Origin of the sequence: Rhodococcus sp. NPDC079359 (assembly GCF_040702585.1) — a bacterium.
In the GTDB taxonomy this organism is placed as follows: Bacteria; Actinomycetota; Actinomycetes; order Mycobacteriales; family Mycobacteriaceae; genus Rhodococcoides.
This window is the reverse complement of sequence record NZ_JBFBLH010000001.1, coordinates 830,381-856,156: the sequence shown is the minus strand read 5'-3', so window position 1 is coordinate 856,156 and position 25,776 is coordinate 830,381. Positions and strand designations below refer to the sequence as shown.

Genomic DNA, 25,776 nt, shown 5'->3' with positions numbered 1-25,776 from the left:
CTGAGCAGCGCAAATACACCAGGAGAAGACGCATGCCAAACCCTGTCGCCACGGTTCGCGTGGCTCTCATCGGAGCGGGCCGCATCGGAAAGAACCACGCCGAGATCGTTGCTCGACGAGTCCCCGGTGCCGTCCTGGAAGCGGTCGTCGATCCGGTCGACGGTGCAGCCCGCCAGCTCGCCGACAGCCTGGGCGTTGCAAAGGCATACACCGACGTGGACACAGCATTGAACGACGCCGAGATCGATGCCGTCGTCGTCGCCGCGCCCGCACGCAGCCATACCGAACTCGTTGTGAAAGCCGCAGCCGCGCGCAAACACATCTTCGTCGAAAAGCCGATGGCCGTCACGCTCGAGGATGCAGATCGTGCGATCGCCGCCGCCGAAGCTGAGGGCGTCGTACTTCAGGTCGGATTCAACCGACGTTTCGCGCCGGGGTTCGTTGCCGCCCGCGCAGCGATCGACGACGGAAAGATCGGCACACCACAGCTTTTGAGGTCTCTGACCCGCGACCCTGGCCCGTTCACTGCCGACCCCTCTCGCATTCCGTCGTGGACCATCTTCTTCGAGACGCTCATTCACGACTTCGACACGCTGATGTACCTCAATCCCGGCGCGACGGCACAGCGGGTCACCGCCATCGCCGACGCTCTCGTGCGCCCGGACGCCAAAGGCAGCGGGCACCTCGACACTGCCGTCGTCACAGTGCAATTCGACAACGGTGCCATTGCCACAGCCGAGGCCAATTTCAGCGCGCTCTATGGATACGACGTGCGCAGCGAAGTGTTCGGTTCGGCAGGTATGGTCATCGCAGGCGACTGTCGGAGCAACGACATGACCCTGTACAGCGCTTCTGGCGCGCACGTCGACACTGCACGTAGCGACACCGAGCTACTGCGCGCGGCGTACATCGGCGAGTTCACGGCATTCGTCGACGCGGTGAGGTTCGGCACGCCATCGGTCGTGACCGGCCATGATGCGCGCGCTGCCCTGGAGATCGCGCTCGCCTGCATCCGCAGCGTCGAGACCGGCGCTGCTGTGGAACTGGGACAATGACATGATTCTGGCAGCGAGCGCCGAAATGCTCTATCTCGAACTCCCTTTCGTCGAGCGCGTCGAGCGGATAGCAGCGCGCGGACTGCACGTCGAGATCTGGAACTGGTCCACCAAGGACATCGATGCTCTCGCGTCCTGTGGTGCCACATTTTCCTCGATGACCGGATACCTCGACGGCAACCTCACCGAACCAGCAGGCATCGAGCGACTTCTGTCGACTGCTTCGGAGTCGCTTCTCGTGGCAGAGGCGCTCGATTGTCCGCGGCTCAACCTGCATGGAACCGGGCTCGACGGGAACGGACTCCCGGTGCGTCCGGTGGAGGTCGTGACGCCGGCGATGTGGCTGACCGCAGTGCAGACGTTGCGCTCGATCGCAGCACTGGGAGAACAAGCCGGACGTGTGTTCACGCTGGAAAATCTCAATCTTGCCGTCGACCATCCGGGGACGCCTTTCGCAAAGGCATCGGACACTCGTGCATTGGTACGGGCTGTCGACAGCCCGTACTTGAAAATGAACCTAGATCTCTATCACGCCCAGATCGGCGAAGGAAATCTCATTGCACTGCTCGAGGATTCGTTGCCTTACATCGGCGAAATCCAGGTTGCCGATGTTCCGGGCCGGTGCGAGCCAGGGACCGGTGAGATCAATTTCCCGGCAATCGCTGCTGCTCTTCGACGCATCGGCTATACCGGCATCGTCGGCCTCGAAGGGTGGGCGTCGGGTGACCCCGACTCAGCCCTCGATGCATTCGTTTCCGCGTTCGAGATGTAGTGACTTCCTTTGCCCGTATACGTAGATCTATGTTCGGATCTTCCACGATGCGAGGACCCTCACACAGCAACCTTTAGAACATGCGTCGGATTGCCGCGCTTGGCCGTCATCAGGATTGGTCCGACAAGCTGTTGGACAATAGCCACGCGGCCATGCGGTCGCCTTCGGCAGTCCAGCGTTCTTGTGGTGCATCGCTGCCCTATGCGCGCCCAGGCGCAGACCACCTTCACTCGCCACTCACCCCGACGCACGACGCCCACGTCAACAACCCGCCCTCGAATGACCCCCTCGCCAGCGGAAAGGTAGGTAAGAATGTCGTCTTTTTTACGTTGGTTGTCCCGCTGTCTGCGTACGAGACCGTAGTGGGTCGGTGGTTCAGTCACTTTTCGCAGCGGTGGACCCGGGTGGTGTGTGTGTGGGGTCTTCGGTGGATCCGCATGGAGCAATCGGTGTTCGAGCGTGCCGCGAGCGTGTCACTACTGGGTGCAACCGGGGGTGGATTGCTTTGAACCCGTTCGGACGAAAAAGCCTGCTCAAGTCCTACGCTGTGGGTCCGGTTGGGACCATGGAAGTGTGGTCGATCTAGCTGGGGGTCAAGTGGTCGCAGGTTCAAATCCTGTCAGCCCGACACATTGCAGGTCGAAGACGGTTTCGGAGAAGTCCGGAGCCGTCTTTTTTTGTCTGCGTTGCCGAGGCGTAGCGACGCGTGAACTCCGGAAAATTCTGATGTCGGTGCCCTGTGCGATTCTCCACGGCATGGCGATCTGCATGGCGTGTGAACTGGAAATGCTCGATTCGGTGGGTTGCACATGGCGGCCCAGTCGAATACCCAATGGACGGAAAAAGTGCCACGACTGCGCTGCACCGCCGGGAGCACTTCACCACCCTGGCTGTGACGGTGAGCGGTGCCGATGTGGCCAGATGCTCTCGTGCGGCAGCGGATGCGCAGTCGACGAGTGCGAACGTGAAGACGGCCACGACTACGTCGGTGGAAGCTGCAGGTGGTGCGGGCAACCGTTCGGACAGCTCCGCCTCGTCAGTGGCCCATGACATTGCCGGCAGGCATCCGGACTGTGCGGTCGGTCAGGTCGATCCCCGAGCTGTACAGGTGTCGATATCTTCCGGTCGGGTGCTGGTTCGCGAGATCACTGCTCTAGGGCATCATGGGCCTATGAGCGATCCCGAATACCTCGCCACTTTGCTTTCTGCGATCGATGGGGAGATCGCGCGAATCTCTGCCGCCGAATCGGGCTCCGACGAATACGCATCGGCGATCGACGATGCCGCCGATGCCGTCTTCCGGTTGCGCGAGAAGGTCAAGGCCGGCTACTCCGGCAAGAAGGCCTACTACCTCGCGGCGTCGACCGATCCGAAAGGAATCAGGGTCGAGGGAATTTCTGCCCTGCACGGCAAGCGTGCCCACGAACTGGTCCGAGACGGTGGTTGGATGCACGCGGATTCCAGCACCGTCCTCGAGGCTCTCGATGACGACCGAATCAGTCGGTACCACGCCATCGCGGGGCGCGGGGTCGCACAGACAATTCGAGACGCACGTGAATACCTGGCGGCGGCAGTAGCTCTCGCCGACAAGTAGTCCGAAGTAGCACCACGTCGAGGCAGCCGAACCCGTCGACGGTAGAAGTCCGGGCCTCACATGCTGAATGCCCCGCTGAAGTCGAGGGGTGCCGCTTCGAGGTGTCGGCCGCGGGGAGTGGCGTCGACGAGTTCGCCGTCGCGGACGACAATCTCGCCGCCCACGATCACGGTGACCGGCTTTCCTCGAAGTCGGTGTCCCTCGTAGGGGGTGTAGTCGGTCGCCATGTGCAGTGTTTCGGTGGTCACCGTCCATTCCAGTTCGGGATCCCAGATGGCGATGTCGGCGTCGGACCCCGGCATCAGCGATCCCTTGCGGGGATACAAGCCGTTGGTGCGCGCTGGATTCGACGAGGTCAACTCCACGAATCTGCTTGCAGTCAGACCCAATCCGTCGACATAGTGCGAGTAGATCACCGGAAGACGCGTCTCGACTCCGGGCAGTCCGTTGGGCATGTGCCGCACGTCGTGGCTGTGCACCTGCTTCTGTGCGGTGTCGTAGCAGCAATGGTCGGAACCGATGGTGGTGATGTGCCCGGTGAACAGGTGACGCCCGAGTTCCCCGACCACCTCGGCCGAGCGCAGCGGTGGGCAGCAGACAAATCGTTCGGGTTGTTCACCCTCGTAGGCCGAGTCGTCGACGATCAGATGGTGCGCAACCGATTCGGTGAAGGCGACGAGCCCTCGCTTGCGAGCGTCCGCGACCAGTTCGACGGCAGCCGGAGTCGACTGATGCACGAAATAGACCGGCGCATTCTGTGATTCGGCGATCGCGAGAATGGCGGCGACCGAGGCAGTCTCGGCGAGCTCCGGCCGCGTCTGCGACATGTGTGCGGCATCGACTCCGTCCGATGCCGCGGCGAGGTTCTGCGCGTCGGTGACGATTGCGTCGGACTCGCAGTGAATGATGACCATTCCGCCGAGATCGCGAGTGGCCTGCATTGTGCTGAGTATGGTGTGTTCGTTCGCCATCGTCTCACCGGCGTAAGTGGTGAACATCTTGACCGTCCGAATACCGCCGTCCGCCAGCGTTTTCAGTTGGTCGGCGGTGGTGTCGGTCCACTCGACGACGCAGGCGTGCAGAGCCGAATCGCACAGTCCGCTCGACGCTTTCGCTCGCTGCACCTCGGCAGCGTTGAGCGGCTGTTGACCGGGACGGGGGATGGCGAAGTCGATGATCGTGGTGGTGCCGCCGAACACGGCCGCCGTCGTGCACGCGAGATACGAGTCGAGAGAGGTGAATTCACCGGAGGTGAATCCGACGTGGCAGTGGGGATCGACTCCTCCCGGCATGACCAGTTTTCCGGTTGCGTCGATGACCTCCGTTGCCGCGTCGACCTCACTGCCAGGGGTGAGCACCGCAACGACTCTGCCGTCGTCGATGAGCAGGTCTGCCGGAGCGGCCCAATGGGATTCGACAACCGTTCCGCCACGCACGACCTTCATCGGGTGCTCGCGAGGTAGGTCAGCCATCCGCCGCGGTCACTGATGTCGGTGACGCCCGTGGCCGTCAGATAGCTCTCACGCATTCGCATCGACAGGGAGCCCGAGCCGTCCGCCAACTCGATGACGCCGAGTTCGAGTTCCTTCGGTTCCCTGGGAAGGAGCTCGTCGCGTAGTACGTCGTACTCGACCTCGTACAGCTCGCCCGGTACTACGAATCCATCGGTTGAGACCGGGTGCAAACCGGGAAATTCGTCGCGCACGGAGAAGAAGCGGTATTTCGGTGCGGTGTCGACTTTCCCGACAAATCGCGCCTGGTGCAATGCGTCGTTCAGGGTGCCGCCGGACATCGCCTGTCCGTTGACGAACATCGTGACCAGTGCCATGTGAAGCCCTCTTTCAGTGGGTAGGGAGGTGGACGAGGCGGTCGGGGGAGAACGCCGAGATATCGAGTTCTGGTTTTCTACCGTGCACCAGCTCGGTGAGGATGTGTCCCCACAACGGTGCGAAGGTGAACGAGTACGTGCCGCCTGCCACGAAGAGTCCCGGGGCTCCGGCGAGTTCGCCGATGACCGGCATCTCGTCGGGGGTGGTGACCACGGGGCCGGTCCAGGTATCGAGGAGCGCATTCTGGGCGAGCGCAGGCAGAAGCCGTCGAACCTGCTCCAGATTTCCTGTGGTGCTGTCGGATCTGCTCGGGGCCGTCTCGCTGTCGTGGAACGCACCTGCAGGCCAACCGCCGCCGAGGACGAGGCGTCCTGTTCGGTTCTGCTTGATCGACATTCCCTCGCCGACGTGCTGCACCAGCACTCCGAGCGTCCGAGGTGCGGCATCGAGCGAGTGCATCTGCAACGAGGTCGGAACGAGATCGAGCGATACCCCTGCCATAGCCGCGATCGGAGCCATCCACGGACCGGCAACGTCCATCACTACGGGTGCAATCCACGTTCCACCGTTGGTGCGCACTGTCCAGACATCACCGTCGCGGGTCAATCCGGTGACCGGTGTCGACGGATGTACAGACGCTCCTTCGGCCACGGCCTGACGTAACAGGGCAGGACCGGCGAGGTCGGGTTCTGCGAATCCGTCCCACGGACACCAGGTTGCGGCCTGAACGCTCGGGCCGAACAGAGGCAGCGCCTGCCGAGCGTCTTCGCCGCTCAGTACCTCCGTCGGGATCCCCGCAGCTCGTTCCCATCGGTGCTTCGCGATGAGGGCGTGGACCTGCTCCTCTGTTTCGGCCACCATGAACCCGCCGCATCGGTTCAGCCCGAGACCGGGCACCGTCTCGTCCAGTGTGTTCCACAGCGAGCTCGTCGACTTCTGCAATGGAAGCAGCTGTTCGACGTCGACGGCTGTGCCCTGCCCGGGCCTGCGCGTATGGATGGTCTGGATGTGCAGGTTGCCCGCAGTCGTACCGGAGCCGGCGGTGTTGGGTAGGGTCCGATCGAGGACAGCAACGCGGGATCCCGCGCGGGTGAGGGCGAGAGCCGTTGCTGCACCGACGATTCCGGCTCCGATGACAACAACGTCGACCTCAGACCGCATGGACAGCTCCTGCGGTCGCGTAGGCATCGTCGATACCCGATTCGACGATGACCGATTGCAGCGCGGCAAGCGTGTCGGCATCGGTGACCGGCAACAGTGGTTCGCGCACGGTGCCTCCCGGTTGGCCGAGAAGGTTCATCACGGCCTTCAACTGGGGGATGGGGGAGGCGTACACGCCGCTGTAGTCGAACGCGATCAGGCGGCCCGAGAACGCGCGATAACGATCGACCCACATGCGCGCGGTGTCGGCGTCACGTGCAGCGACCGCCTCGTAGAACGGCACCGCGAAGGGCGCGCCCACCCCACCGCCGTCGATGTTGCCGTCCCCACCCAGCTCGAGCAGCGTGGCAAGGCCGCGTCGATGCAGGAAGCTCCCGAAGACACGGACGCGGTCGGACACGGCCTCGACGGTGTCGAGCATGGCAAGCCAATCACCGGTGCTGTCCTTGATCGCGACGACGTTCTCCAGGTCGGCCAGTCGAGAGAACAGGCCGGGTGCGGTGCCCATGTCGACCGCAACGCCACGAGGCCAGTTGTAGGCCATGAACGGCAACGATGTTGCGGTACTGACGCTTCGGTAGTACTGGAATGTCTCTTCCGCCGAGGTGTGCACGTACGGCGGAGGCGTCGCCAGTATGCCGTCTGCGCCGACGGAAGCAGCGTGTTTCGCGAGCGTAGAGGACTGCGCAGCTGTGTACGCACTGATACCGATCACGACAGGGAAGCGGCCTGCGACTGCATCGATCGACGCTTCCGCGACGGTCTTTCGTTCGTGGTCGCTCTGGCTGAACCATTCGCCTGTGCTGCCGTTCACGAGTACACCGTGAACACCCGTCTGCGCGTAGAGATTCATCAGGTCGAAAATTGCCTCGGTGTCGACGTCACCCGACTGCGTGAACGGTGTGGGGGCAGCGGGCCAGTAACCGGACCACGCGACATCATCGCGATTCATGGAAGTGCCTTTCGGGCTCGGGACGATCGACGACGCGTCGTACCCGCATTTGTGGGATCGATTGCATAGACTGCCTTCGGGGTGGTCGAGTCGTCAAGCCGGAAACGTACTTGTAACGCGACCACGGTCGAATGTGTCTGTCAGAGGCGTGAAGCAAGAGAACGGAGAACCGATGGCGGTCACCTTGATCGACGTTGCGAGCGCTGCTGGGGTTTCGCGCAGCACGGCATCACGCGCATTGAGTGGATCGTCACTGATCTCCGCGGAGACGCGGGCAGCGGTGGAGGATGCGGCCCGGGTTCTCGGGTATCGGCCGAACAGGGCTGCGAGCGCGCTGCGCTCGAACAGGTCGCATTTGATCGGTCTGGTCATGAACAACCTGCTCAACGCGACCTTCCACACTGTCGCCGAGGTCGTCCAGAAGAGGGCGGCAGCCAGCGGATTTCAGGTCCTGCTCTGCATCACCGATGCCGATCCGGCGCGCGAGGACGATGTACTGGCCATGCTGGGCGAGCACGGCGTCGACGGCACCATCGTGATCGGCAGCGGTCGAAGTGCGGCGGCGTCGAATGCGCTTCTGGAGCAGGGCCGCGCGGTGGTCAACCTGATCCGTTCGGTCAAGGGGAGTTCGGCGTCGACGGTGCTGGCAGACGACGTCACGGGTGCTCGCGATGCGACAGCGCACCTGATCGAGCTCGGGCACAGTCGTATCGGCTATATCGGTGGAAACGAGGATGCGACGTCCGGACGTGAGCGCTACGAGGGTTATCGACTGGCGCTGGCCGACGCAGGTATTCCGGTCGACGAGACGATCGTCCGGAAAGGCCCGTTCACCACGGAATTCGGTGCCGAAGCGATCAACTCGTTACTGGATGCACCCCAGGCGATGACTGCTCTGTACGCGGCCAACCACGAGGCTGTCTTCGGCATCCTGCCCACGCTCGTCGGCAGAGGCGTGTCGGTACCGGACGAGTTGTCGATGATCTGCCACGAGGACATGCCGTGGCTCGCGATGTGGCAGCCGGCAATCACAGTCGTCGACAACGGCGCGGCCCAATTGGCCACCGTGGCCATGGACCTGTTGTTCCAGCAGATCAAGGACTCACTCGAACCCGACGGGCGTACGTATCGAATCGGTGCTCGTCTGGTGGAGCGGGCGTCGTGTGCCGAACTGTGAAAGAAGTTTTCGGAGTGCAGGAATCGGGACCTCGATCACGTGCGAACGGTTAACAGTTGATGTACCGCGTGTCGGCAGTGTTAACCGCGTTGACGCCTCCGAAGTCGTCTGCGACGCTTGGTGCAATCGATCCCAAAAGATCGACTCTTCTCGAACCACTCCATCATCGTCGCTGCCGCCCCGTCCTCGAACGTGTAGTGCTGCAGTCGATATCGAAAGGCTCGCTCAATGCGCAAGTTAACAGGACTCGCCGCTATCGCTGTCGTTGTAGCCGGCCTCACTGCCTGTAGTTCCTCGGACGATTCCGCAGCCGCGCCGACGGACTGCACACCCACGCTCGGTGCTTCGGACCTCGCCGAAGAAGGCGTACTGACGATGGCCACCAACGCAACTCTTCCGCCCATGCAGTACGTCGATCCGAACGGAGACGTGATCGGCATGCGCGTCGACCTCGGTAAGGAGATCGCCAAGCGCCTGTGTCTGACGCCGAAGTTCGTCAACATAGAGTTCGAGGCGCAGATTCCCGGTGTGCAGGCCGGCCGCTGGGACATGATCGACACCGGCATGTTCTACACGCCCGCACGCGCCGAGACCATCGATCTCGTTCCGTACGAGGTGCAGGCAGTCTCGATCTCGGTGCCCTCGGGCAACCCCGAATCGATCTCGAGCGTGGACGATCTGGCGGGCAAGACCATCGGGGTCGAAGCGCCCGGATACGAGTTCGACACGTTGACCGCCATGGCCGAGGAATTTGCGGCCGAAGGAAAGCCGGCGCTGACGGTGCAGACGTTCAAGACCAATGCTGATGCCTATCAAGCGCTTTCGGCGGGACAGCTCGACGGCACCTCCATCGTCGAGTCGGTCACGTCGTTCTACCAGGAAGACGGACGCTTCGAGACAGCCGTCGGTGGAATCAACGAGGCACCCCTTGCCATGGGATTCGCCAAGGGCAGCAAATCCTCCGCTGAGGTGGCGCGTGTGCTCTCGGAGATGAGGAGCGATGGATATCTGCCCGATCTGTTCGAGCAGTACGACGTCACCGGATACGAGGGCGATATCGCCGTCAGCACCGGTCCTCTCGACAGCTGATCCGACCAACGCAAGTCGAAAGGCACCCCCATGTGGTCCTGGGACGCATTCTTCTCCATCCTGACGAGCACCCAGCTGCTCGAAGGCGCGTGGGTCACTATCTGGCTCACCGTAGTCAGCATGATCCTCGGACTCGCTCTCGCAGTGGTGGTGGCCTCCGCGCGATCGTCCAAGCTCGTACCCCTGCGGATAGTCGCCGGGTTCTACGTGTGGCTGATGCGTGGCACGCCTCTACTGGTGCAGTTGGTGATCATCTACACCGGACTGCCTCAGGTCGGTATCAAACTGGGTGTGATCGAGGCGGCACTCGTCGGCCTGGTTCTCAACGAAGCCGCATACCTGTCGGAAATAGTCCGATCCGGATTGCTGTCGGTTCCCACCGGACAAACGGAAGCGGCACGGGCCCTCGGTATGTCACCCACGAAGGTCTTCCGCGTGGTGGTTCTTCCACAGGCGCTGCGGGTGATGATTCCTCCACTCGGCAACAGCTTCAACGGATTGCTCAAGACCACAACGCTGGTATCGGTCATCTCGGTGCAGGAACTGTTGCGTCGGACGCAGTTCTTGGTGCAGGTGAATTTCCGAGTGCTGGAAGGGCTCTGCGCGGCAGCGTTGTACTTCCTGGTGCTGACAACTCTGTGGGGGTTGATTCAGAAGATGATCGAAGTACGAGTAGGACGTGGATACGACCGCAATTACCGCCGTAAGGGCGGCCCGTCGAGTCCGAAGCTCGACGACAGCGCGATGAAAGCCGAGGCTGTGAACCGATGACGAGTGCGACGTCTGCGACCGCAAAGGCCACGACGATGGTCGAGGTCAGGAATATGACGAAGGCCTACAACGATCTCGTCGTCCTCGACGACATCGATTTCACGGTGGACAAAGGGGAAGTGGTCCTGCTCCTCGGGCCGTCGGGAAGTGGAAAGAGCACCCTGCTGCGCACGCTCAACTGCCTCGAGACGATCGAATCCGGGACCGTCCGAGTATGCGGCGAGATGATGGGCTTCTCGGAAGGGGCCAAGCGAACGCCGCTGTCGGAGGCGCAGATCGCCAAGCAGCGGCACCACACAGGAATGGTGTTCCAGAGCTTCAACCTGTTTCCCATGATGACAGCGCTGGACAACGTCGCATCGGGTCCACGTCATGTCCTCGGCACGCAGAAGGACAAGGCGCGCAGGCAAGCTCAGGAACTGCTCGACCTCGTCGGCCTGTCGGACAAGGGGGAGAACTACCCGTCACAACTGTCCGGTGGTCAGCAGCAACGCGTGGCGATCGCCCGAGCGTTGGCGATGAAGCCCGAAGTGATGCTGTTCGACGAGCCCACGTCTGCCCTCGATCCCGAGATGGTCAACGAGGTCCTCGACGTCATGCTTCGACTGCGCGACGAGGGCATGACGATGGTGGTGGTCAGCCACGAAATGGGCTTCGCGAAGGCGGCCGCAGACAGGGTCGTCTTCATGAGCGACGGGAAGATCGTGGAAGAGGCACCTCCCGGTGAGTTCTTCGACAATCCCAAAAGCGCTCGTACACAACAATTCTTGAGTCGTATTCTCTGACGGGCGTAGGTGGCGCCGACCATGCGTGCCGTAGGTCGAATGAATGTCGAGCTGGGGGGGGGGCACGCTGCCGGGTCCGTCGACGCCTTCTATCGCGATGTCGTCCAACCTCTGAAGCCATGGGTCCCGTCGGCACCGGGAACGTCATCGGTCGACACCGTGGTCGACTGACCGGACCCACTGAGGCGAACCAACTGCACCGAACCCCCGTCGTGTTGGTTAGTCTATCCCAACATAGGCAACGTTTGCCTAACTTGGATGATGGGGAAAGAATGCGGACCTTGAGAATTTCAACGACTCGAACGCGGGGATCTCGGCGCACACTGGCGACGACATTCGCAGTGCTTTCGATGGTGGGCGTCACCGCGCTGAGCGGATGTTCCTCTTCGGACAACGAGCCGGGGGAGTCGAACACGACCACTTCGGAGTCCGGTTTCAGCTACGTGGACGGCCGCGGCGAAACCGTCGAACTCGACGCGGTGCCGTCACGCATCGTGGCCAGCGAACAGGCTGCCGCAGCGTTGATCCCGCTGGGCATCAAGCCGGTCGGCATCTGGGGAGGGAGCTCCTTCGAGTCGTCGATCCCGCTGCGCGGACTCGATCTCGACGGCATCGAAAGCGTGGGACAGGCATACGGCGACATCGACGTCGAACAGGTCGCGGCCCTCGATCCCGATGTGCTCATCACCGGCTGGTACGCCGGGGACGCCTACGGCGGCCTCGGTCTCGAAACATCCGACCTCGCCAACCAACTCGAGCAGGTCGCACCGTTCCTTGCTGTCTCCGCTCAGAAGCCCTCCTCCGAGACCCTGCAGGACTACGAGACACTGGCCACCGAACTCGGTGCCGACGTCGATACCGACGCAAACCGGGCCGACCGTGAGGCCTACGACTCCGCTGTCGCCGACCTGAAGGAAGCAATTGCTGCCAAGCCGGGTCTGACCGCGATGGCCATCTCCCCGTCGGACCAGTACTACGTCGCGATCAACGACGAGTTCCCCGAACTGCGTGACTACCAGAACTGGGGTCTGACGCTTCTCGAATCCGACGTTCCCCGCGCCGCCGACTCGGGATCCTTCACGCCCGTGAGTTGGGAGAATGTCGGTCAGTATCAGCCGAATCTCATTCTGCTGGACACTCGTTCGTACTCGACCCCGCTGGCCGAACTGGAAGCCGACCGTCCGACCTGGGCCCTGGTCAACGCTGCGGAGGCCGGAAACATCGCCGACTGGACCACCGATGCGACCAACAACTACGCGAGCTACACCGCGCAGATCGTCGACCTGACGGCGGCGATCGACAAGACGACCGTCTAGATCCACAACTTCGGATCGGAGACCGAGTCACTGCCCCCACCTCGGCAACCCCGAGGTGGGGGTACGTCATTCGATGCGAGCCCAGATGTAGTCGGCCACTCGTTGCCCGAACACCGACCAGTTGTGCGCCTGACCTAGCTGTGCATGCTCGAGGTCGACGGAGTGCACGTGGACGGTCCCGGTGATTCTGTCCTGCCACTGGCGGTCTCGGCGACGCTGCATCTCCAGGGGCGTTCCACGAGAAGCTCCGATCAGCAACGCGTCGCCCGCGTGGCGGCCGACCGTCGGTGGTATCGACAGAGCGAGGTGCCGACCGAGGGTGCGCACCAACCGGTCCTGTACCTCGGAAGCGAAGCTCGACAGCAGCGGATCCGTCTGCATGTGGCGCCGAAAATTGTTCTGCGCCTCCTCTATGCCGTTCTCAGACAGATCCTCACGTTCGGCCGTGTCTGCGCCGGCGACGTCTGCGTAGGAATCGAGCAAGACCAGCGACGCCACTTCTTCGCGCCGCTCGTGCAGACGCGCGGCGATCGCGTGTGCGAGCTGCCCGCCGAAAGACCATCCGAGCAGGTGGTACGGACCGTGTGGTCGGACGGCTCGGATCCGCTCGACATGGTCGTCGACCAAGGCCTCGATCGACGTCAACTCGATCGCGTCGTCGCCGCTCTGCAGCGCCGGGTCCTGGATGGCGTATACCGATATCGAGGGATCGAGGAACCGCAAGGCTCCGATGTAGGACCAACTGAGACCCCCGGCAGGCTGCAGACAGAACACAGCGGGATCGCCGGCTCGACGCAACTCCACCACCGGTGCGAGCATGCCGTCTCCGCCACCGTCGATGACCGCACGTGCCAGACCCGCGACTGTCGGTCGCGCGTAGATGTCACGCACGCCGAGCTCGAGATCCACCGCGCGCAGACGAGACGCCAACCGGACAGCAGCCAGTGAATGCCCACCCAACGCGAAGAAGTCGTCGTCTCTGCCGATCTCGGTCACGCCCAACACGTCGTGGACCGCATCGGCGATCAATGATTCGACATCGCCTCGCGGACGGTCCACCGGCTCGGCACTCTCCGACGGTGCAGGCAGCGCCGCGACGTCGAGCTTGCCGTTGACCGTCAGCGGCAGGCTGTCGACCACCTGCACCGATGCCGGGACCATGTAGCTCGGAATCAGTTCCCGTAGTCCGTCTTTGACCGATGACGCGGTGATGTCCGACGCTTCCGGGCCGTCGACGAGGACGTACGCGGCCAGTTCCGTACTGCCGGCCCGCTCGAACACGGTCACCGCGGCGCGCACGATGCCGGGGATCCGCTGGAGCGCGTCCTGTATTTCCCCGGTCTCGACGCGGTGGCCCCTGATCTTCACCTGATTGTCGGCGCGACCGTGATAGGAGATCAACCCGTCCGGGTCGCGCGATACCAGGTCTCCGGTTCGATACATTCGAGAACCGTTGTTCGCGAACGGGTTTGCCACGAAACGTTCCGCAGTCAACCCGGGCCGTCCGTCGTATCCACGCGCGAGGCCTGCACCCGACAGGTAGAGCTCGCCGGTGACGCCGGGTGCCGACAGTCGCAATGCGGTGTCCAGCACATGCGCGGTGGTGTTCAGAATGGGCCGACCCAGTGTCGGCGTCGATCGGTCCTGCACGTCGGCACCGAGCGCGTTGATCGTGTACTCGGTGGGCCCGTAGAGGTTGTACCCTCCCGTTCCGGGTGCGTCTCGTAGGTCGGACCACAGACGGTCTCCCACCGCTTCGCCGCCGAGCGAGACGAACACCAGACCCGCGGAGTCGTCGTCCTGCAGGGACGTGTTCAGGCACCGAGGGCGGGCCAGCAGACCGGCGTCGACGAGATGTTCACCGTAGGTCGGTGTGACGTCGAAGGCATCGATTCTCTCCGCATCGAAGTAGTCGAGGAGAATCGCCGGATCGCGTCGCGTCTGCTCGTCGATCACGTGCACCGTGTGGCCCTCCAACAGCCAGAACAGCTGCTCCCACGATGCGTCGAACGAGAACGACGTGGTGTGCGCGATCGCCAACTGTCTGTGCCCGGCCCGAGCGACGACGGGCTCGAAAATTTCCTTGCGGTGGTTGACGAACATGTTCGTCAACCCGCTGTACGGGACTGCAACCCCTTTGGGGCGCCCGGTCGATCCCGACGTGTAGATGATGTAGGCAAGCTGGTCGAGTCGCCGCGCGACATCGCCGGGTGCCGGCAGTCCGTTTCCGACACCTTCGATGTCCAGTTCGATGACGACAGCGGACTGTTCGGTCGTGATGCTCTGCAGCTGTTCCGCCAGCGTGCTCGTCGTCAGAACGACGTGCGGACGCGATTCGCGCACGATGTACTCGATGCGGTCGGCGGGCATCTCGGTATCGACCGGAACGTAGGCAGCTCCTGCAGCGAAGACACCGAACAGCGCCTCGACCATGAGCTCGGTGCGGGGGAGGAAGAGCATGACCCGCGATTCCCCGACGACGCCGTGCGCTCGCAGTAGCGCACCGAGATTCAGCGCGCGTGAATGCAGGTCGGCAAAGCTCCACCGAACATCCCCGGCCACCAGTGCCAGCGCGTTCGGTCGGTCGGCAGCGCGTGCAGCGAACAGGTCCCACACTGTGTGCTCGGGTACAGCCGAGCCGAGTGCGCCCGAGTGTTGCCGCGTCCACGCGAGCTCACGCGGAGTGAGCAGAGCGATGCTCGCCGCCGCCTCGTCCGGTGCCGCGGTCAGCGCGGCCAACGCCGCCCGATAGGTGTCGGCAATCGCTGCTGCCCGGGCATCGTCGAGAGCGTCCCGTCGATGCATCATTCGTACCCGGGCACCGGACTCCACCGGCGCGACAACCACCGTCAGTGCGTAATGCGTTGCATCGCTGAGCTTCTGGTCGATCACCCGAAGTGCGCCATCGGGACCCAAACGCTCGTCGGGCGGGACGACCGGGATGTTCTGGAAGACGAACAACGTATCGAACAATCCACGGTGCCCGGCGCACTCCTCCAGGTCGGACAGCGCGAGATACGGATGGGTCAGCAGCGGGCGTCGCTCGTCCTGAATACGGGCCAAATGGTCACGAACGGCGAGAGCAGGATCGATGCGCACCCGCAGCGGGACCGTGTTGAACAGCAACCCCAGAAGCTCGTCGATACCGGGGATCTCGGCCGGCCGACCGGACACCACGGTGCCGAACACCACATCGTCCTGGCCGGTGAACTTCTGCAGAGTCAGCGCCCACGCAAGTTCGTACACGATGCTCGTCGTTACGCCGGTCTGCGCAGCGAGTTCCTTCACCTCTCGGGTGAGTGAGCGATCGAGATGGAAGACCGTCTCCGCCGAGCCGGCCGGATCGACCGATGCCGCGGTGCGCCGGGGAGCGAGCAGAGTCGGCCCTGGCGTGCCTGCGAGCTGGCGTCGCCACATCTGCAGGCCCGCATCACGATCACGAGTTCTCAGCCACATCACGTAGTCGTCGTACGACGCACGGTGACTCGACTCGGTACGGCCGGGCCGGGTGTATTCGTCGAGAACGGCCCGTAGGAATCTCCAGATGGACCACCCGTCGAGAACGAGATGTTCGATGGTGAACACCAGTGCACTCCGGCCCTCGGGGAGCAGCGCCACGCCCAGTCGGACGAGCGGCGGCTGCACAGGATCGAATCCCTGTGCAGCCTCGCGCCGTTCGAAGCGTGACAGCTCCACCTGAGCCGCATCGGCGTCGAGATGTCGCAGATCCGTCGTCGCCCAGGGCATCCGGACCGTTCGCGGCACTGCGGCAACGGTGCGCTCACCGAGCTGGACATATCCCGCACCGACCTGCGGGTGCGCGGCGAGCACGGCGTCCGCGGCGCGTCGCAACAGATCCGTGTCGAGCGAGCCGGAGAGTCGCATCACCGTCTGCGACAGGTAGATCCCCTCGCCCTGTCCATCCAGCTGCTGATGGAAGAGAAGCCCGTCCTGCAACGACGTCGTCGGGTAGATCGCTCGCAGCGGGCCGAGAATCGACTCCACTGATCGACGCTCCCGCGGGTCGAGTCCGGCCATGTCGGTACTGCGATCGACGCCGTCCGCGAAGGCGCTGTCCACCACTGGATTGACTCCGGAACCCACTGCGTTCACCCTGGTCGCGACAGCCTTCGCCAGGCGCTTGGCGACGTGGGCGACGTCGATGTCGGCGAGTGCGGACACCGAACATGCGCACGACCACGATCCGGAGTCGGTTCGGAGGAACCTGACGTTTATCGCGGGCTCGGTGTCACTCTGTACGAGGTGATGCCCTTCGGCACTCGAAATGTGGATGCGGACCTGCAGATCGGCAGTCGGTAGGTCGTCGAACACGCCGGGGGTGTGTGCGCTGAGGTGTGCGGCCACTCCGAAGGAGGCGGCGTGCTCGGGGTCGGCATCTGCGCCGAGCAGGGTGCCCGCGTCGATCACGACGGGTAGCCCGCGGCGCAGGCAACCCACTGTTCGGGAACCGTGTTCGACGTTTCGGTCTCGGTCGGATTCGTCGACCCACAGCACCATCGACTCGATACCGGCGAGTTCCGTCATCACCTCGCGCACCGACTCGAGGACAGTCGTCCGAGTCTCGACGATGCCGGGAAGTCCGGCCGTGGTCAGTGGTGCAGAACTCTCGGCACCACCACTCGCGGGTGCTGTCGGGACGGAGAAGAGGGGCGACGCTGTTTCTCGCCGGTCGATCACATCCACGGCCGCATCCACGACATCGAGCCACGTCTCGGCGTGGTCGACGATCGAAAGGTCCTCTGCCAGTTCCTGATCGAGGCGTGCCCATCGTGCCGAGGAGCCGACCGCCACGTCGACCACCGATCGATCACTCGTCAATGCATCGAGAACGGACGGCCATGACTCCTCGTCGACCGCCGCGTGGGTCATCTCCACTCGCAGTGCACCTTCGCCCGTCCAACCGGCTCGAAGACCCCCGTTCGCGACAGCCCCGAATTCCGTTTCTGCACTGTGGATCCGAGACCGCTCGAGAATCTCCGTTGCCGTCAGAGGGGTACGCACCGGCGTGTCACCGTCGGTGTCTGGACCGGTGGAGAGCATGTCGTGCCGAAGGTGGAGGCCGATGAGCGTCGCCTGGGCACGGCGGATCTGCCTCTCGGACAGGGGCAGTGTGCGTGACCGCCTGCCGGGACGCGGCCGAGCGGGTATCCGGATCCGTCGCGGGGCCGGGTCGTTCGGACTGGTGGCCAGTTCGGAGATCCGCCGGTTCGGATCTGCGACGGCCTGAGCTGCGATCAGTGTCATGTCGTCCAGAATCGTTCGAATGGTTTTGTCCTCGAACAGTTCCCGGCGGTAGAGGATGTCGAATCCGAGTCGACCCGATTCGCCTCGTGGACCGATGGCGGCGATCAGATCGAACTTTGACGACGCGTCGTCCGGTGGGCGGAGGACTCCGTCTACGGGCCCCAGCGACACCGGTTTCGGTCGCGTGTCCACCTCGGCGATCATCACCTGGAACAGTGGATGCACTCCCGGGGTTCTCGCGGGCCGGATCCACTCGACGACCTCGTGGAACGGGGTGGCGCGACGGTCGACACAGTCGAGCGTCGAAGTCCTGGTCCGCGCGGTCAATTCGGTCACGGTGGGGTCGCCGGTGAGGTCGGTGGGCAGCACGATGGTGTTGACGTAGAGCCCCACCGCATCGGTCAGCGCGTCCGGTGGCCGAGTATCGACGGCCGTGCCCATCGGGATCAGGTCGCCGCCGCCGTGGGCACGCAGTGCGAGCGCAGTGACGATCTGGAGAAAGATCAGTCGGCTGATGCGGTTCGTCGTGCAGAACTGCTCGATGTCGTCGGCGAGGAACGTGGGCAGCACCGTTTCGATGATCCGCCCCGCGGTGGACGGCACTTCGCTACGGGCGTGATCGAGCGGGAGAGCGACGGGCTCGACGTACGGTGCAAGAGTGGACGTCCAGAACGGTCGATCTGCCGTGACGTCGATGGAGCCTTCGTCCTCCGCGTAGTGCGCGTAGTCCACCGCCGACGCCGGCCAGATCGGTTCCTCGCCTCGCGCACGCGCGTCGTACGCGATCCGGATGTCTTCCAACAGGATCGGCACCGAACCGCCGTCGGCGGCGATGTGGTGCACGGTCAGGACCAATCGAGACCGGTCGTAGAGATCTGCAGCGAAGGGGATCTCGGCACCGAGGTCGAATGTGCGGGGGCTGTACGGCTCACCTCGACGGTCCGCTACCTTCACTGCAGCAGCGGGTTTCAGGTGGCGCAGCACCCTGCCGTCGTCGTTCGAGTACACACTGCGCAGCGACGCATGGCGTGTTGCCACATCTGCCAGGGCATCGGCCAGGACGTCCAGATCCGGATCCGACGTCAGATCGAGGTGGACCGGCATGGTGTACGCATGGCGGTCCGTTTCCATCTGATCGAGGAACAGCATCCGCTGCTGTGCACTCGACGCCGGCCCGGTACGTGCGGACGTGTGGGTGTTCGTCATCGGTGAACTCCTGATGCGAGGGTGCCGAGAAAGTGTTCCGCCACTGTCGACGCGGTGAGAGTGTCCGAGAGCGCGAGGTGATGCACGGACAGCAAGGCGGACCATCCGTCGCTCTCGTGTTTTTCGACATGGATGTGGAGCAACGGGCCGGTGTCGACATCGATCCCGTTCGCGACGCTCGCCGAATTCTTTTCACCTGCAACGTGCACGACGGTCTCGAGGTTCACCGCGTCGGGATGTATCTCGAAGGCCTTCCACAACCTGCGCCGGGAGCGGTCGATGCGGGTGCGCAGCGCCGGGAACGTCTCCATCAGCGTTGTTGTCGCCCGGCGCACCTCCCTGTCGAGGTCTACCGCGGTCAGATCGGAGCGGACGCCGAGCTCGACCCGAACCGTCTCGATACGGTTGTCGATGTCCAGGCCCGACTTCACCGCGGCCCTGGCGAGATCGGGCAGCGGCACAGCGACATCGGTACGGGAAACATGTTCGTGTGAAGCATCTTTCGTCGCCGCGTCGTGCACCGCGGCCTCGGCGAGTGCGGCTACCGTGCGGAGATCGAAGATCTGCATCTCGGTGATACGCCAGCCGCGTCTGCGCGCGAGGGTGACCGTGCGAATTGCGCTGATGCTGTCGCCGCCGACTCGAAAGAAGTCGTCGTCGATGCCCATGTCGTCGGCCTCGAGTCCCAGGGCTTCGGCGATGGCGGCACGGATCGCGATCTCGCTGTCGATTGTCGGTACTCGATCACTCGACGCCGAGACCTGGAATTCGATGGTGGGAAGGCCGTTGCGGTCGAGCTTTCCGCTCGAGGTCAGCGGGATCTCGTCCAGGATTGCGATACGAGCCGGAACCCACGACGCGGGGAGGATACGGGTGACCGTGAGGCGAATATCGGTCTCGAGCACAGTCGTTCCGGCATCTGCGACGACGTATCCGACGAGTCGCGGCCCGGCTGCCGTGCTCTGTTGGGCCGCGGCGCTCGACCGGACGCCGGGATGGGCGCGAAGCGCGGCCTCCACCTCGGCCAATTCGATACGTTGGCCGGCCAACTTGATCTGGCCGTCGGTGCGGCCGAGATACTCGATACTGCCGTCACGTCGTTGCCGCGCACGGTCGCCGGAGTGGTAGAGGCGGGCACCGGGGACGTCGGCCCGGGGGTCGGCCACGAACCTGCTCGCGGTCAGCGCGGTCTTGTTGTGGTACCCGCGGGCCAGTTGCGTTCCCCCGAGGTAAAGATCTCCCTCGGCACCGGGCAGCACCTCGGCGAGCGTGTGATCGAGTATGCGGCAGTAGGTGTTCCACACCGGCGTGCCGATCGCGACGGACAGCCCTGCGACCGGTCCGCGCGCCGAGACCTTCTCGGCGGTCACGTCGATTGCCGCTTCGGTGGGGCCGTACAGGTTCAGCAGGGTCGCCTGCGGGAAGACCGTGGCCACCGACTGCGCATGCTGCGCTGTCAACGGCTCGCCGCTGCAGACGATCAGCCGCAGCGCACTGGCGTCGAGGACAGGGCTCGCAGGTTCGGACGTCGCCGTGGTGAGGAATTCGCCGAGCATCGAGGGAACGAAGTGGACGATGCTCACTCCGTGCGTCGAGATGAGGTCCGCCAGCCGCCGTGGATCTCGGTGGCCGCCGTCTTCCACCACGACGATTGACGTTCCGGTGACGAACGGCAGAAAGATCTCCCAGCCCGAGACGTCGAACGACGCGGGGGTCTTCTGAAGGAACACGTCCGTATCGGTGATCTCGTGATGTTCTGCGGCCCAGAGGACGCGGTTCACGATGGCCGAATGGGACACCGCGACGCCCTTCGGTCGTCCGGTCGAACCCGACGTGTAGAGAACGTACGCCGGATGATCTCCGCGCAGCGGGCGTCGGCGTTCGTTGTCGACGACCGGATGTGTAGGAAGTTCGGCCAGCCGAGTGGCCACCGCTGGGTCGGCGAGATCGATCAGGGGCACATCCGAATCGGAGAAACGTGCAGCGATGTCGGCGGTGGTGACGATGGTGGCGGCACCGGAGTCTTCGAGCAGGTAGCGAAGCCGTGCTTGGGGCAGTGCTGGATCGAGTGGCACGTAGGCGGCTCCCGAGAAGGTCACGGCGAGGATCGTGACGATCAGCTCGGGTGACCGATCGAGTGCGACCGCCACGACGTCCTCGGGTCCATGACCGGAGTCGATGATCAACCGTGCCAATGCGGACGCCTCGCCGAGGACTGTTCTCAGGTCTCGGCGACGATTTTCGAATATCAGCGCCGCGCCGTCCACCGCGGATGCGCGAGTGATGATTCGGTCGAGCGTCAGGCCGGGTTCGATGTCACGTCGAGCGCCGGAGAGTCGCGACAGAGTGGTGTGATCCTGGGCGTCGAGCAGATCCACCGCGTCGACCTGCAGGTCCAGCGAGGCCGGCATACGCTGCAACACCGTTTCGAGTCGCCGCATCAGTGCGTCGGCGGCGTCGGTGTCGACGACGTCGGTTGCGTACTCGACAGCAAGACCGACGGCCGAATCGTTCTCGTACAGAGTGATACTCACGTCGTACTTGGCCGTACCGGTGTCGACGGGCAGCCGTTCGGTGACCAGGTCGCCGAGAGCCAGAGTGCCCCCGCCGTCCCGGGGTGGTTGGTGGACCACCATCACGCGCACCGGAGGCTGCTCGCGCAGCGCCGGCACCGCGGCCACGACCTCCTCGTACGGTGCCCTCGAATGCGCGAGCGCGTGCAGCGTCTGGTCCCGGGTACGCGCGAACACTTCTCGTAGCGTGGGGTTTCCGCGTAGATCTGCTCGCAGCAGCACGGTGTTCAGGTGGAAACCCACTTCGTCGCTCGCGTCGTCGTGGCCTGTTTCCGGGGACCTGATCGACATCGGGGACGCCGTGAGGAACTGCTCAGCCGATCCGCACGCGCGCAGTGCGATCGCCGTCGCAACCTGAGTGGCCATGTACATGCTCGCCCCGCACTCGCGCGCCGTGGACCGCACAGCCGCTGCGACGTCGTCGGCAACGACGCGTCTGATCGTCCGCCCGGTCCGTGCGCCGGTATGGCGGGCAGCGCGCCAGCCCGGTACGTCCAGGACCGGCGGTAGTGGAGTCAGATGTGCTCGCCACGAGGCGATCTCGGACTCATGATCGTCCTTCACCACTACCGTCGGGGGCGGCGCGGTACCCAGGTCGAGTGGTGCCCGGCCGGCACCGCGCGCAGCGTAGGCACGCGAGAGGGTGCGCAGCAGAGCCGGTTCCGACCATTCGTCCGTCGCGATGTGATGCACGGCGAGAACGAGTGTTGCGCAGTCCTGCTCGTCGTGGTGAACGAACACGCCGGCGCGCAGCGCAATCGACTCCGAGGGATCGAATCGTTCCTGCAGGAACTGCTCGATCGCCTGCGCCACCTTCGATGACGACACGGCGTGACGTCGCAGGGCAGGGGCCGAGCGTTCGTCACTCGGGTCGAGGATCTCGACCGTCAGTGCTCCGTCGTTCTCGACGTACAACGACCGCAGAGATCGATGACGTGCGGTGACGTCGGCGAGTGCCTGTTCGAGAGCGGAGAGGTCGAGTGGACCGGCGACCCTGAACACCAGCGGTACCGTGTAGGTTCCGCCGTGTCCACTGAGTCTGTCCGCCAACCACATTCGTCGCTCTCCGGCGTTCATCGGCCGGGTGCGCGTGTCGATGTCGACCGTCTCGTCGATGTTCGTTTCACTGTCGGCGCACGGCGGCTGTTCCGCTGCGTCGATGTAGGCAGACAGATTCGCGACCGTCGGGTGATCGAACACCGCTCGCACCGATATCCGTAGGTTCAGATCCCGATTGACCCGGGTCACCAGACGCATCGCGGCCAGCGAATCTCCGCCGAGGGCGAAGAAGTCGCTGTCGGGTCCGATGGAATCCAAGAGCGCCTGCGAGCCGGCTTCGCGACCGAGCAAGGCCGCGATGTGTTCGGCCAATCGCCGTTGACCGTCGGTCAGCGGGCCCGCCGGCGCACCTCCGACATCCGGGACGGGCAGGACGCGGCGGTCGACCTTACCGTTGACGGTCGTGGGAAACGCCTCGAGCACCATCAGATGTGCGGGAATCATGTGCTGGGGCAGCAACGTCGTCAGATGCGCGAGAACACTGCGAGAAAGGTTGTCCGAGTTCGGGTTCGCGTCGTCCGTGGGGACCACGTAGCCGCACAGAACGGGTGTTGCCGCTGCGTGCACGAGCACGACGGCAGCGCGAACCTGGGGATGACTGGCTGCGGCGGCTTCGATCTCTTCGAGTTCCACCCGCATGCCGCGGATCTTGACCTGGTTGTCCGCTCGGCCGAGGAAGTCGAGTGTTCCCCCTTCCGTCCAGCGAGCGCGGTCACCCGTTCGATAGGCGCGGCCGCCGTCCTCGAGGGCGAAGGGGTCTGCGACGAATCTCGCGGCAGTCATGTCCGATGCGCCGACGTAGCCGCGCCCGAGCAGGTCACCTGCCGCGTAGAGCTCGCCGCCCATGCCCACGGGGAGTGGTCGCAGGCGGTCGTCGAGCACATACAACCGGCAACCCGGATTCGGTTGTCCGATCGAGGTGGAGATTCGGTCCGATCCGGTCCCGTCGTACACCACGTGCGAGACCCCGATCGTCGCCTCGGCCGGCCCGTACCCGTGATACAGGGTCCCGGTCATGCGAGACCGGAACCGCGAGAACAACTCCGGCGTGAGAACTTCGCCGCCGCACCAGACGTGACGAACCCCAGCCATCGCGTCGGTCCCGGCGCTGGTCTCGAGGAGCACGTCGAGCATGGAGGCGACGAGATATACGAAGGTCACTCGCTCACGGGATATCAACTCCAGCAATCGCTGCGGGTCCCGATCCTCGCCGGGTCCCGCTACGACGACGGTCCCTCCCGAGCACAGCGGGAGCAGTAGCTCGTTGATCGAAATATCGAATGCGAGTGGAGCTTTGAAGAGGCTGGCATCACCCGGGCCCACCTTCAGGATGTGCTCGATCTGCCATTTCATCCGGCTGGCGATGGCCTCGTGCCGGATCATGGCACCTTTCGGCCGACCCGTCGAGCCCGAGGTGAAGATGACGTATGCCAGGCCGGCTCCGTGACGGACCACTCCCGACGGCGGGGTGACCGGTCGGCTCTCGTGCTCCCATCGGTCGAGGGCCACCGCTATCGACAGCACCCCCGTGTCCTCGTTCGACTCCGAGCTTCCTGGACCGCGCAATGCCACGCCGATGTTCGCGTCACGGACCACCGCAGCCCTGCGGGCCTGGGGCCATTGCGGGTCGAACGGGACGAACGCTGCTCCTGCCGCGAGAACGGCCATGACGGACACGACCATCTCGGCGGACCGAGTCATGTCGATGGCCACACGTGCTTCCGGTCCGACTCCCGCCGCCACCAACGAGTGCGCGAGTTGGCTCGAACGGTGGCTCAACTCGGCGTAGGTCAAACGGGTTGGGCCGGCAACGACGGCGGTCGCGTCACCTGTCCGCGCCGCCCACTCCTCGAACATCTGCACGACGTCTTGCTCGGCGAGGCAGTGTCCGGTCTCGTTGACGTCGGTTACGAGCGTCTGCAGCTGCTGCGAGGAGGCGAGGGGCAACGAGTCGATCGGAGCATCCGGTGCGGTGGTCGCGGCATCGAGAAAGACCGCCAGCGCGTGCGCATGGGCTCGGATCTCCGTCTCTGCGCCGGCACCTCGTAGTTCCATTGCCAGCCAAGAGCTTCGAGGATTCGCACGGTCGATGGTGCCCTCGACCACGAACTCGAGGTCCGTCACAGGCCCGAGCCAGTTCTGACGCAGTCGCGCGCGCTCGCCGCCGAACATCGAGTCACGTTCGGCCACCAGAACATTGATGCCCGGAGCGATCAGCGCAGAGTCTCTTCGCCGCAGCCGCAGCAGCTCGGTCACCACATCGGGTGCGACGGCGGTATGAGGTCGCATCCGCGTCAAGGTCGAATCGACGTCCGCCAGCACGTCGACGACGGTCCTGTTGCTTTCGTGTTCGAGCACGAACGGCACGACGGTCGAGGTCATTGCGATCGGAGATGCCGCCGGGGAACGGCCGGCGATTGCCAAGCGGATCGGTTGCCGCCCTATGGGTCTCGTCGTTGCGGCGTATGCGCCGAGGAGACCGACGAGGGTGCGGCGCGGCGACGTGCGCGAGCGATCGGCCAACGCGAGCACGCGGTCGACGACGTTCTCCGGTAGTTCGACCGCGATGTGCGACACCGTCAGTCCTGTGTGCTCGAGCAGACCCTGATCTTCGGGCAGGCTCGCGATCACCGCATCCCAGTAGTCGCGGTCGTCGTTCGGTGAGGCGGTGTCGGTGAGAGGACGCGTGGATCGGTCCGCCCGAACATCGTTGTAGACGTCGGCGACCCGTTCTGTGAGTGCGGTGACCGACAGGCCGTCGATCACGATGTGGTGGTAGGCCTGGATCCACCACAGCCGCCCGTCTTCTGCGGCGGCGACGATGTGGTGATGCATCGGGCCGGTGTCCGACGACCCGATCCTGGACCGAGCCTCGGTGACGAGGGAATCGATGTGCGTGTCCGATCCGGACGTCGCACGTGTCTCGATGCGTCCGGGCACCGCGTCGACGATGTCGAGGTCACCGCCCGGGGACGGTGTGAATGCGCGATCGAGATGCGGCAACCCGGCGAGCGTGGCTGACACCGCACTGTGAAGACGCACGGGGTCGGTGGTCGTGGGAAGCTCGAGCCGCCACGCCAGCGAGTACGTGCCCTCGCCGGTGTCGATCTGCGCGGCGGTCCAGACGGCTCTCTGTGCGGGGGTGATTCGAGGTGCGTCGAGCATGGTCATC

The 25,776-nt window shown here is 64.2% G+C and carries 14 protein-coding genes; 8 read left to right on the top strand and 6 right to left on the bottom strand.

Features of this window, described 5'->3' with window-relative positions:
- Nucleotides 1–32 precede the first annotated feature (32 nt).
- The 3 genes from AB0362_RS03835 (at nucleotide 33) to AB0362_RS03825 (ending at nucleotide 3,421) form a co-directional block, all read left to right on the top strand.
- Nucleotides 33–1,055 (top strand): Gfo/Idh/MocA family oxidoreductase, encoded by a 1,023-nt coding sequence (locus AB0362_RS03835; protein ID WP_366234829.1) that lies wholly within the window; start codon nucleotides 33–35, stop codon nucleotides 1,053–1,055.
- Nucleotide 1,056: 1 nt separating this feature from the next.
- Nucleotides 1,057–1,827: a TIM barrel protein gene (locus AB0362_RS03830; protein WP_366234828.1), complete on the top strand. Its 771-nt coding sequence runs from the start codon at nucleotides 1,057–1,059 to the stop codon at nucleotides 1,825–1,827.
- Nucleotides 1,828–2,998: 1,171 nt separating this feature from the next.
- Nucleotides 2,999–3,421: a phosphate acetyltransferase gene (locus AB0362_RS03825; protein ID WP_366234827.1), complete on the top strand. Its 423-nt coding sequence runs from the start codon at nucleotides 2,999–3,001 to the stop codon at nucleotides 3,419–3,421.
- A 56-nt stretch (nucleotides 3,422–3,477) separates the two neighbouring features.
- On the opposite strand, the gene hydA is transcribed toward AB0362_RS03825, so the two are convergent.
- The 4 genes from hydA to AB0362_RS03805 are packed head-to-tail and all read right to left on the bottom strand — an operon-like array spanning nucleotide 3,478 to nucleotide 7,363.
- Nucleotides 3,478–4,866: a dihydropyrimidinase gene (gene hydA, locus AB0362_RS03820; protein ID WP_366234826.1), complete on the bottom strand. Its 1,389-nt coding sequence runs from the start codon at nucleotides 4,864–4,866 to the stop codon at nucleotides 3,478–3,480.
- The gene (locus AB0362_RS03815) at nucleotides 4,863–5,249 is read right to left on the bottom strand and encodes a gamma-glutamylcyclotransferase (protein WP_317785002.1); all 387 of its coding nucleotides are present in this window, start codon (nucleotides 5,247–5,249) and stop codon (nucleotides 4,863–4,865) included. Before AB0362_RS03815 ends, hydA begins: the two co-directional genes overlap by 4 nt.
- 13 nt (nucleotides 5,250–5,262) lie before the next feature.
- Nucleotides 5,263–6,411, bottom strand: a complete 1,149-nt coding sequence (locus tag AB0362_RS03810) for an FAD-binding oxidoreductase (protein WP_366234825.1) — start codon at nucleotides 6,409–6,411, stop codon at nucleotides 5,263–5,265.
- Nucleotides 6,401–7,363 (bottom strand): dihydrodipicolinate synthase family protein, encoded by a 963-nt coding sequence (locus AB0362_RS03805; RefSeq protein WP_366234824.1) that lies wholly within the window; start codon nucleotides 7,361–7,363, stop codon nucleotides 6,401–6,403. The genes AB0362_RS03810 and AB0362_RS03805 overlap by 11 nt, the downstream gene beginning before the upstream one ends.
- Before the next feature lie 172 nt (nucleotides 7,364–7,535).
- Between AB0362_RS03805 and AB0362_RS03800 the strand changes: the two genes are divergently transcribed.
- The 5 genes from AB0362_RS03800 to AB0362_RS03780 all read left to right on the top strand — a co-directional run bounded on the left by AB0362_RS03800 (nucleotide 7,536) and on the right by AB0362_RS03780 (nucleotide 12,501).
- The gene (locus tag AB0362_RS03800; protein WP_366234823.1) at nucleotides 7,536–8,540 is read left to right on the top strand and encodes a LacI family DNA-binding transcriptional regulator; all 1,005 of its coding nucleotides are present in this window, start codon (nucleotides 7,536–7,538) and stop codon (nucleotides 8,538–8,540) included.
- 228 nt (nucleotides 8,541–8,768) lie between these two features.
- Entirely contained in the window at nucleotides 8,769–9,629 is an 861-nt protein-coding gene (locus AB0362_RS03795) for an ABC transporter substrate-binding protein (RefSeq protein WP_094641656.1), read from the top strand.
- 30 nt (nucleotides 9,630–9,659) lie between these two features.
- A complete protein-coding gene (locus tag AB0362_RS03790) occupies nucleotides 9,660–10,400 on the top strand; it encodes an amino acid ABC transporter permease (protein ID WP_094614187.1) in 741 nt (246 codons plus the stop codon).
- A gap of 53 nt (nucleotides 10,401–10,453) precedes the next feature.
- Nucleotides 10,454–11,185: an amino acid ABC transporter ATP-binding protein gene (locus tag AB0362_RS03785; protein WP_366234822.1), complete on the top strand. Its 732-nt coding sequence runs from the start codon at nucleotides 10,454–10,456 to the stop codon at nucleotides 11,183–11,185.
- A 281-nt stretch (nucleotides 11,186–11,466) separates the two neighbouring features.
- On the top strand, nucleotides 11,467–12,501 hold the full coding sequence (locus AB0362_RS03780) for an ABC transporter substrate-binding protein (protein WP_179271974.1): 1,035 nt from the start codon (nucleotides 11,467–11,469) through the stop codon (nucleotides 12,499–12,501).
- 66 nt (nucleotides 12,502–12,567) lie between these two features.
- On the opposite strand, the gene AB0362_RS03775 is transcribed toward AB0362_RS03780, so the two are convergent.
- Nucleotides 12,568–18,972 carry an amino acid adenylation domain-containing protein gene (locus AB0362_RS03775; protein ID WP_366234821.1) on the bottom strand — a complete coding sequence of 2,135 codons (6,405 nt, stop codon included), beginning with the start codon at nucleotides 18,970–18,972 and terminating at the stop codon, nucleotides 12,568–12,570.
- Nucleotides 18,969–25,775, bottom strand: coding sequence for an amino acid adenylation domain-containing protein (locus AB0362_RS03770; protein ID WP_366234820.1), 6,807 nt, complete (start codon nucleotides 25,773–25,775; stop codon nucleotides 18,969–18,971). Before AB0362_RS03770 ends, AB0362_RS03775 begins: the two co-directional genes overlap by 4 nt.
- Nucleotide 25,776 lies beyond the last annotated feature (1 nt).

Bases quoted from the DNA above. Each gene is read 5' to 3' on its own strand.
- AB0362_RS03810 (WP_366234825.1), bottom strand. From the start codon at position 6,411: ATGCGGTCTGAGGTCGACGTTGTTGTCATCGGAGCCGGAATCGTCGGT.
- AB0362_RS03800 (WP_366234823.1), top strand. From the start codon at position 7,536: ATGGCGGTCACCTTGATCGACGTTGCGAGCGCTGCTGGGGTTTCGCGC.
- hydA (WP_366234826.1), bottom strand. From the start codon at position 4,866: ATGAAGGTCGTGCGTGGCGGAACGGTTGTCGAATCCCATTGGGCCGCT.
- AB0362_RS03830 (WP_366234828.1), top strand. From the start codon at position 1,057: ATGATTCTGGCAGCGAGCGCCGAAATGCTCTATCTCGAACTCCCTTTC.
- AB0362_RS03805 (WP_366234824.1), bottom strand. From the start codon at position 7,363: ATGAATCGCGATGATGTCGCGTGGTCCGGTTACTGGCCCGCTGCCCCC.
- AB0362_RS03795 (WP_094641656.1), top strand. From the start codon at position 8,769: ATGCGCAAGTTAACAGGACTCGCCGCTATCGCTGTCGTTGTAGCCGGC.
- AB0362_RS03775 (WP_366234821.1), bottom strand. From the start codon at position 18,972: ATGACGAACACCCACACGTCCGCACGTACCGGGCCGGCGTCGAGTGCA.
- AB0362_RS03790 (WP_094614187.1), top strand. From the start codon at position 9,660: ATGTGGTCCTGGGACGCATTCTTCTCCATCCTGACGAGCACCCAGCTG.
- AB0362_RS03825 (WP_366234827.1), top strand. From the start codon at position 2,999: ATGAGCGATCCCGAATACCTCGCCACTTTGCTTTCTGCGATCGATGGG.
- AB0362_RS03770 (WP_366234820.1), bottom strand. From the start codon at position 25,775: ATGACCATGCTCGACGCACCTCGAATCACCCCCGCACAGAGAGCCGTC.
- AB0362_RS03835 (WP_366234829.1), top strand. From the start codon at position 33: ATGCCAAACCCTGTCGCCACGGTTCGCGTGGCTCTCATCGGAGCGGGC.
- AB0362_RS03815 (WP_317785002.1), bottom strand. From the start codon at position 5,249: ATGGCACTGGTCACGATGTTCGTCAACGGACAGGCGATGTCCGGCGGC.
- AB0362_RS03785 (WP_366234822.1), top strand. From the start codon at position 10,454: ATGACGAAGGCCTACAACGATCTCGTCGTCCTCGACGACATCGATTTC.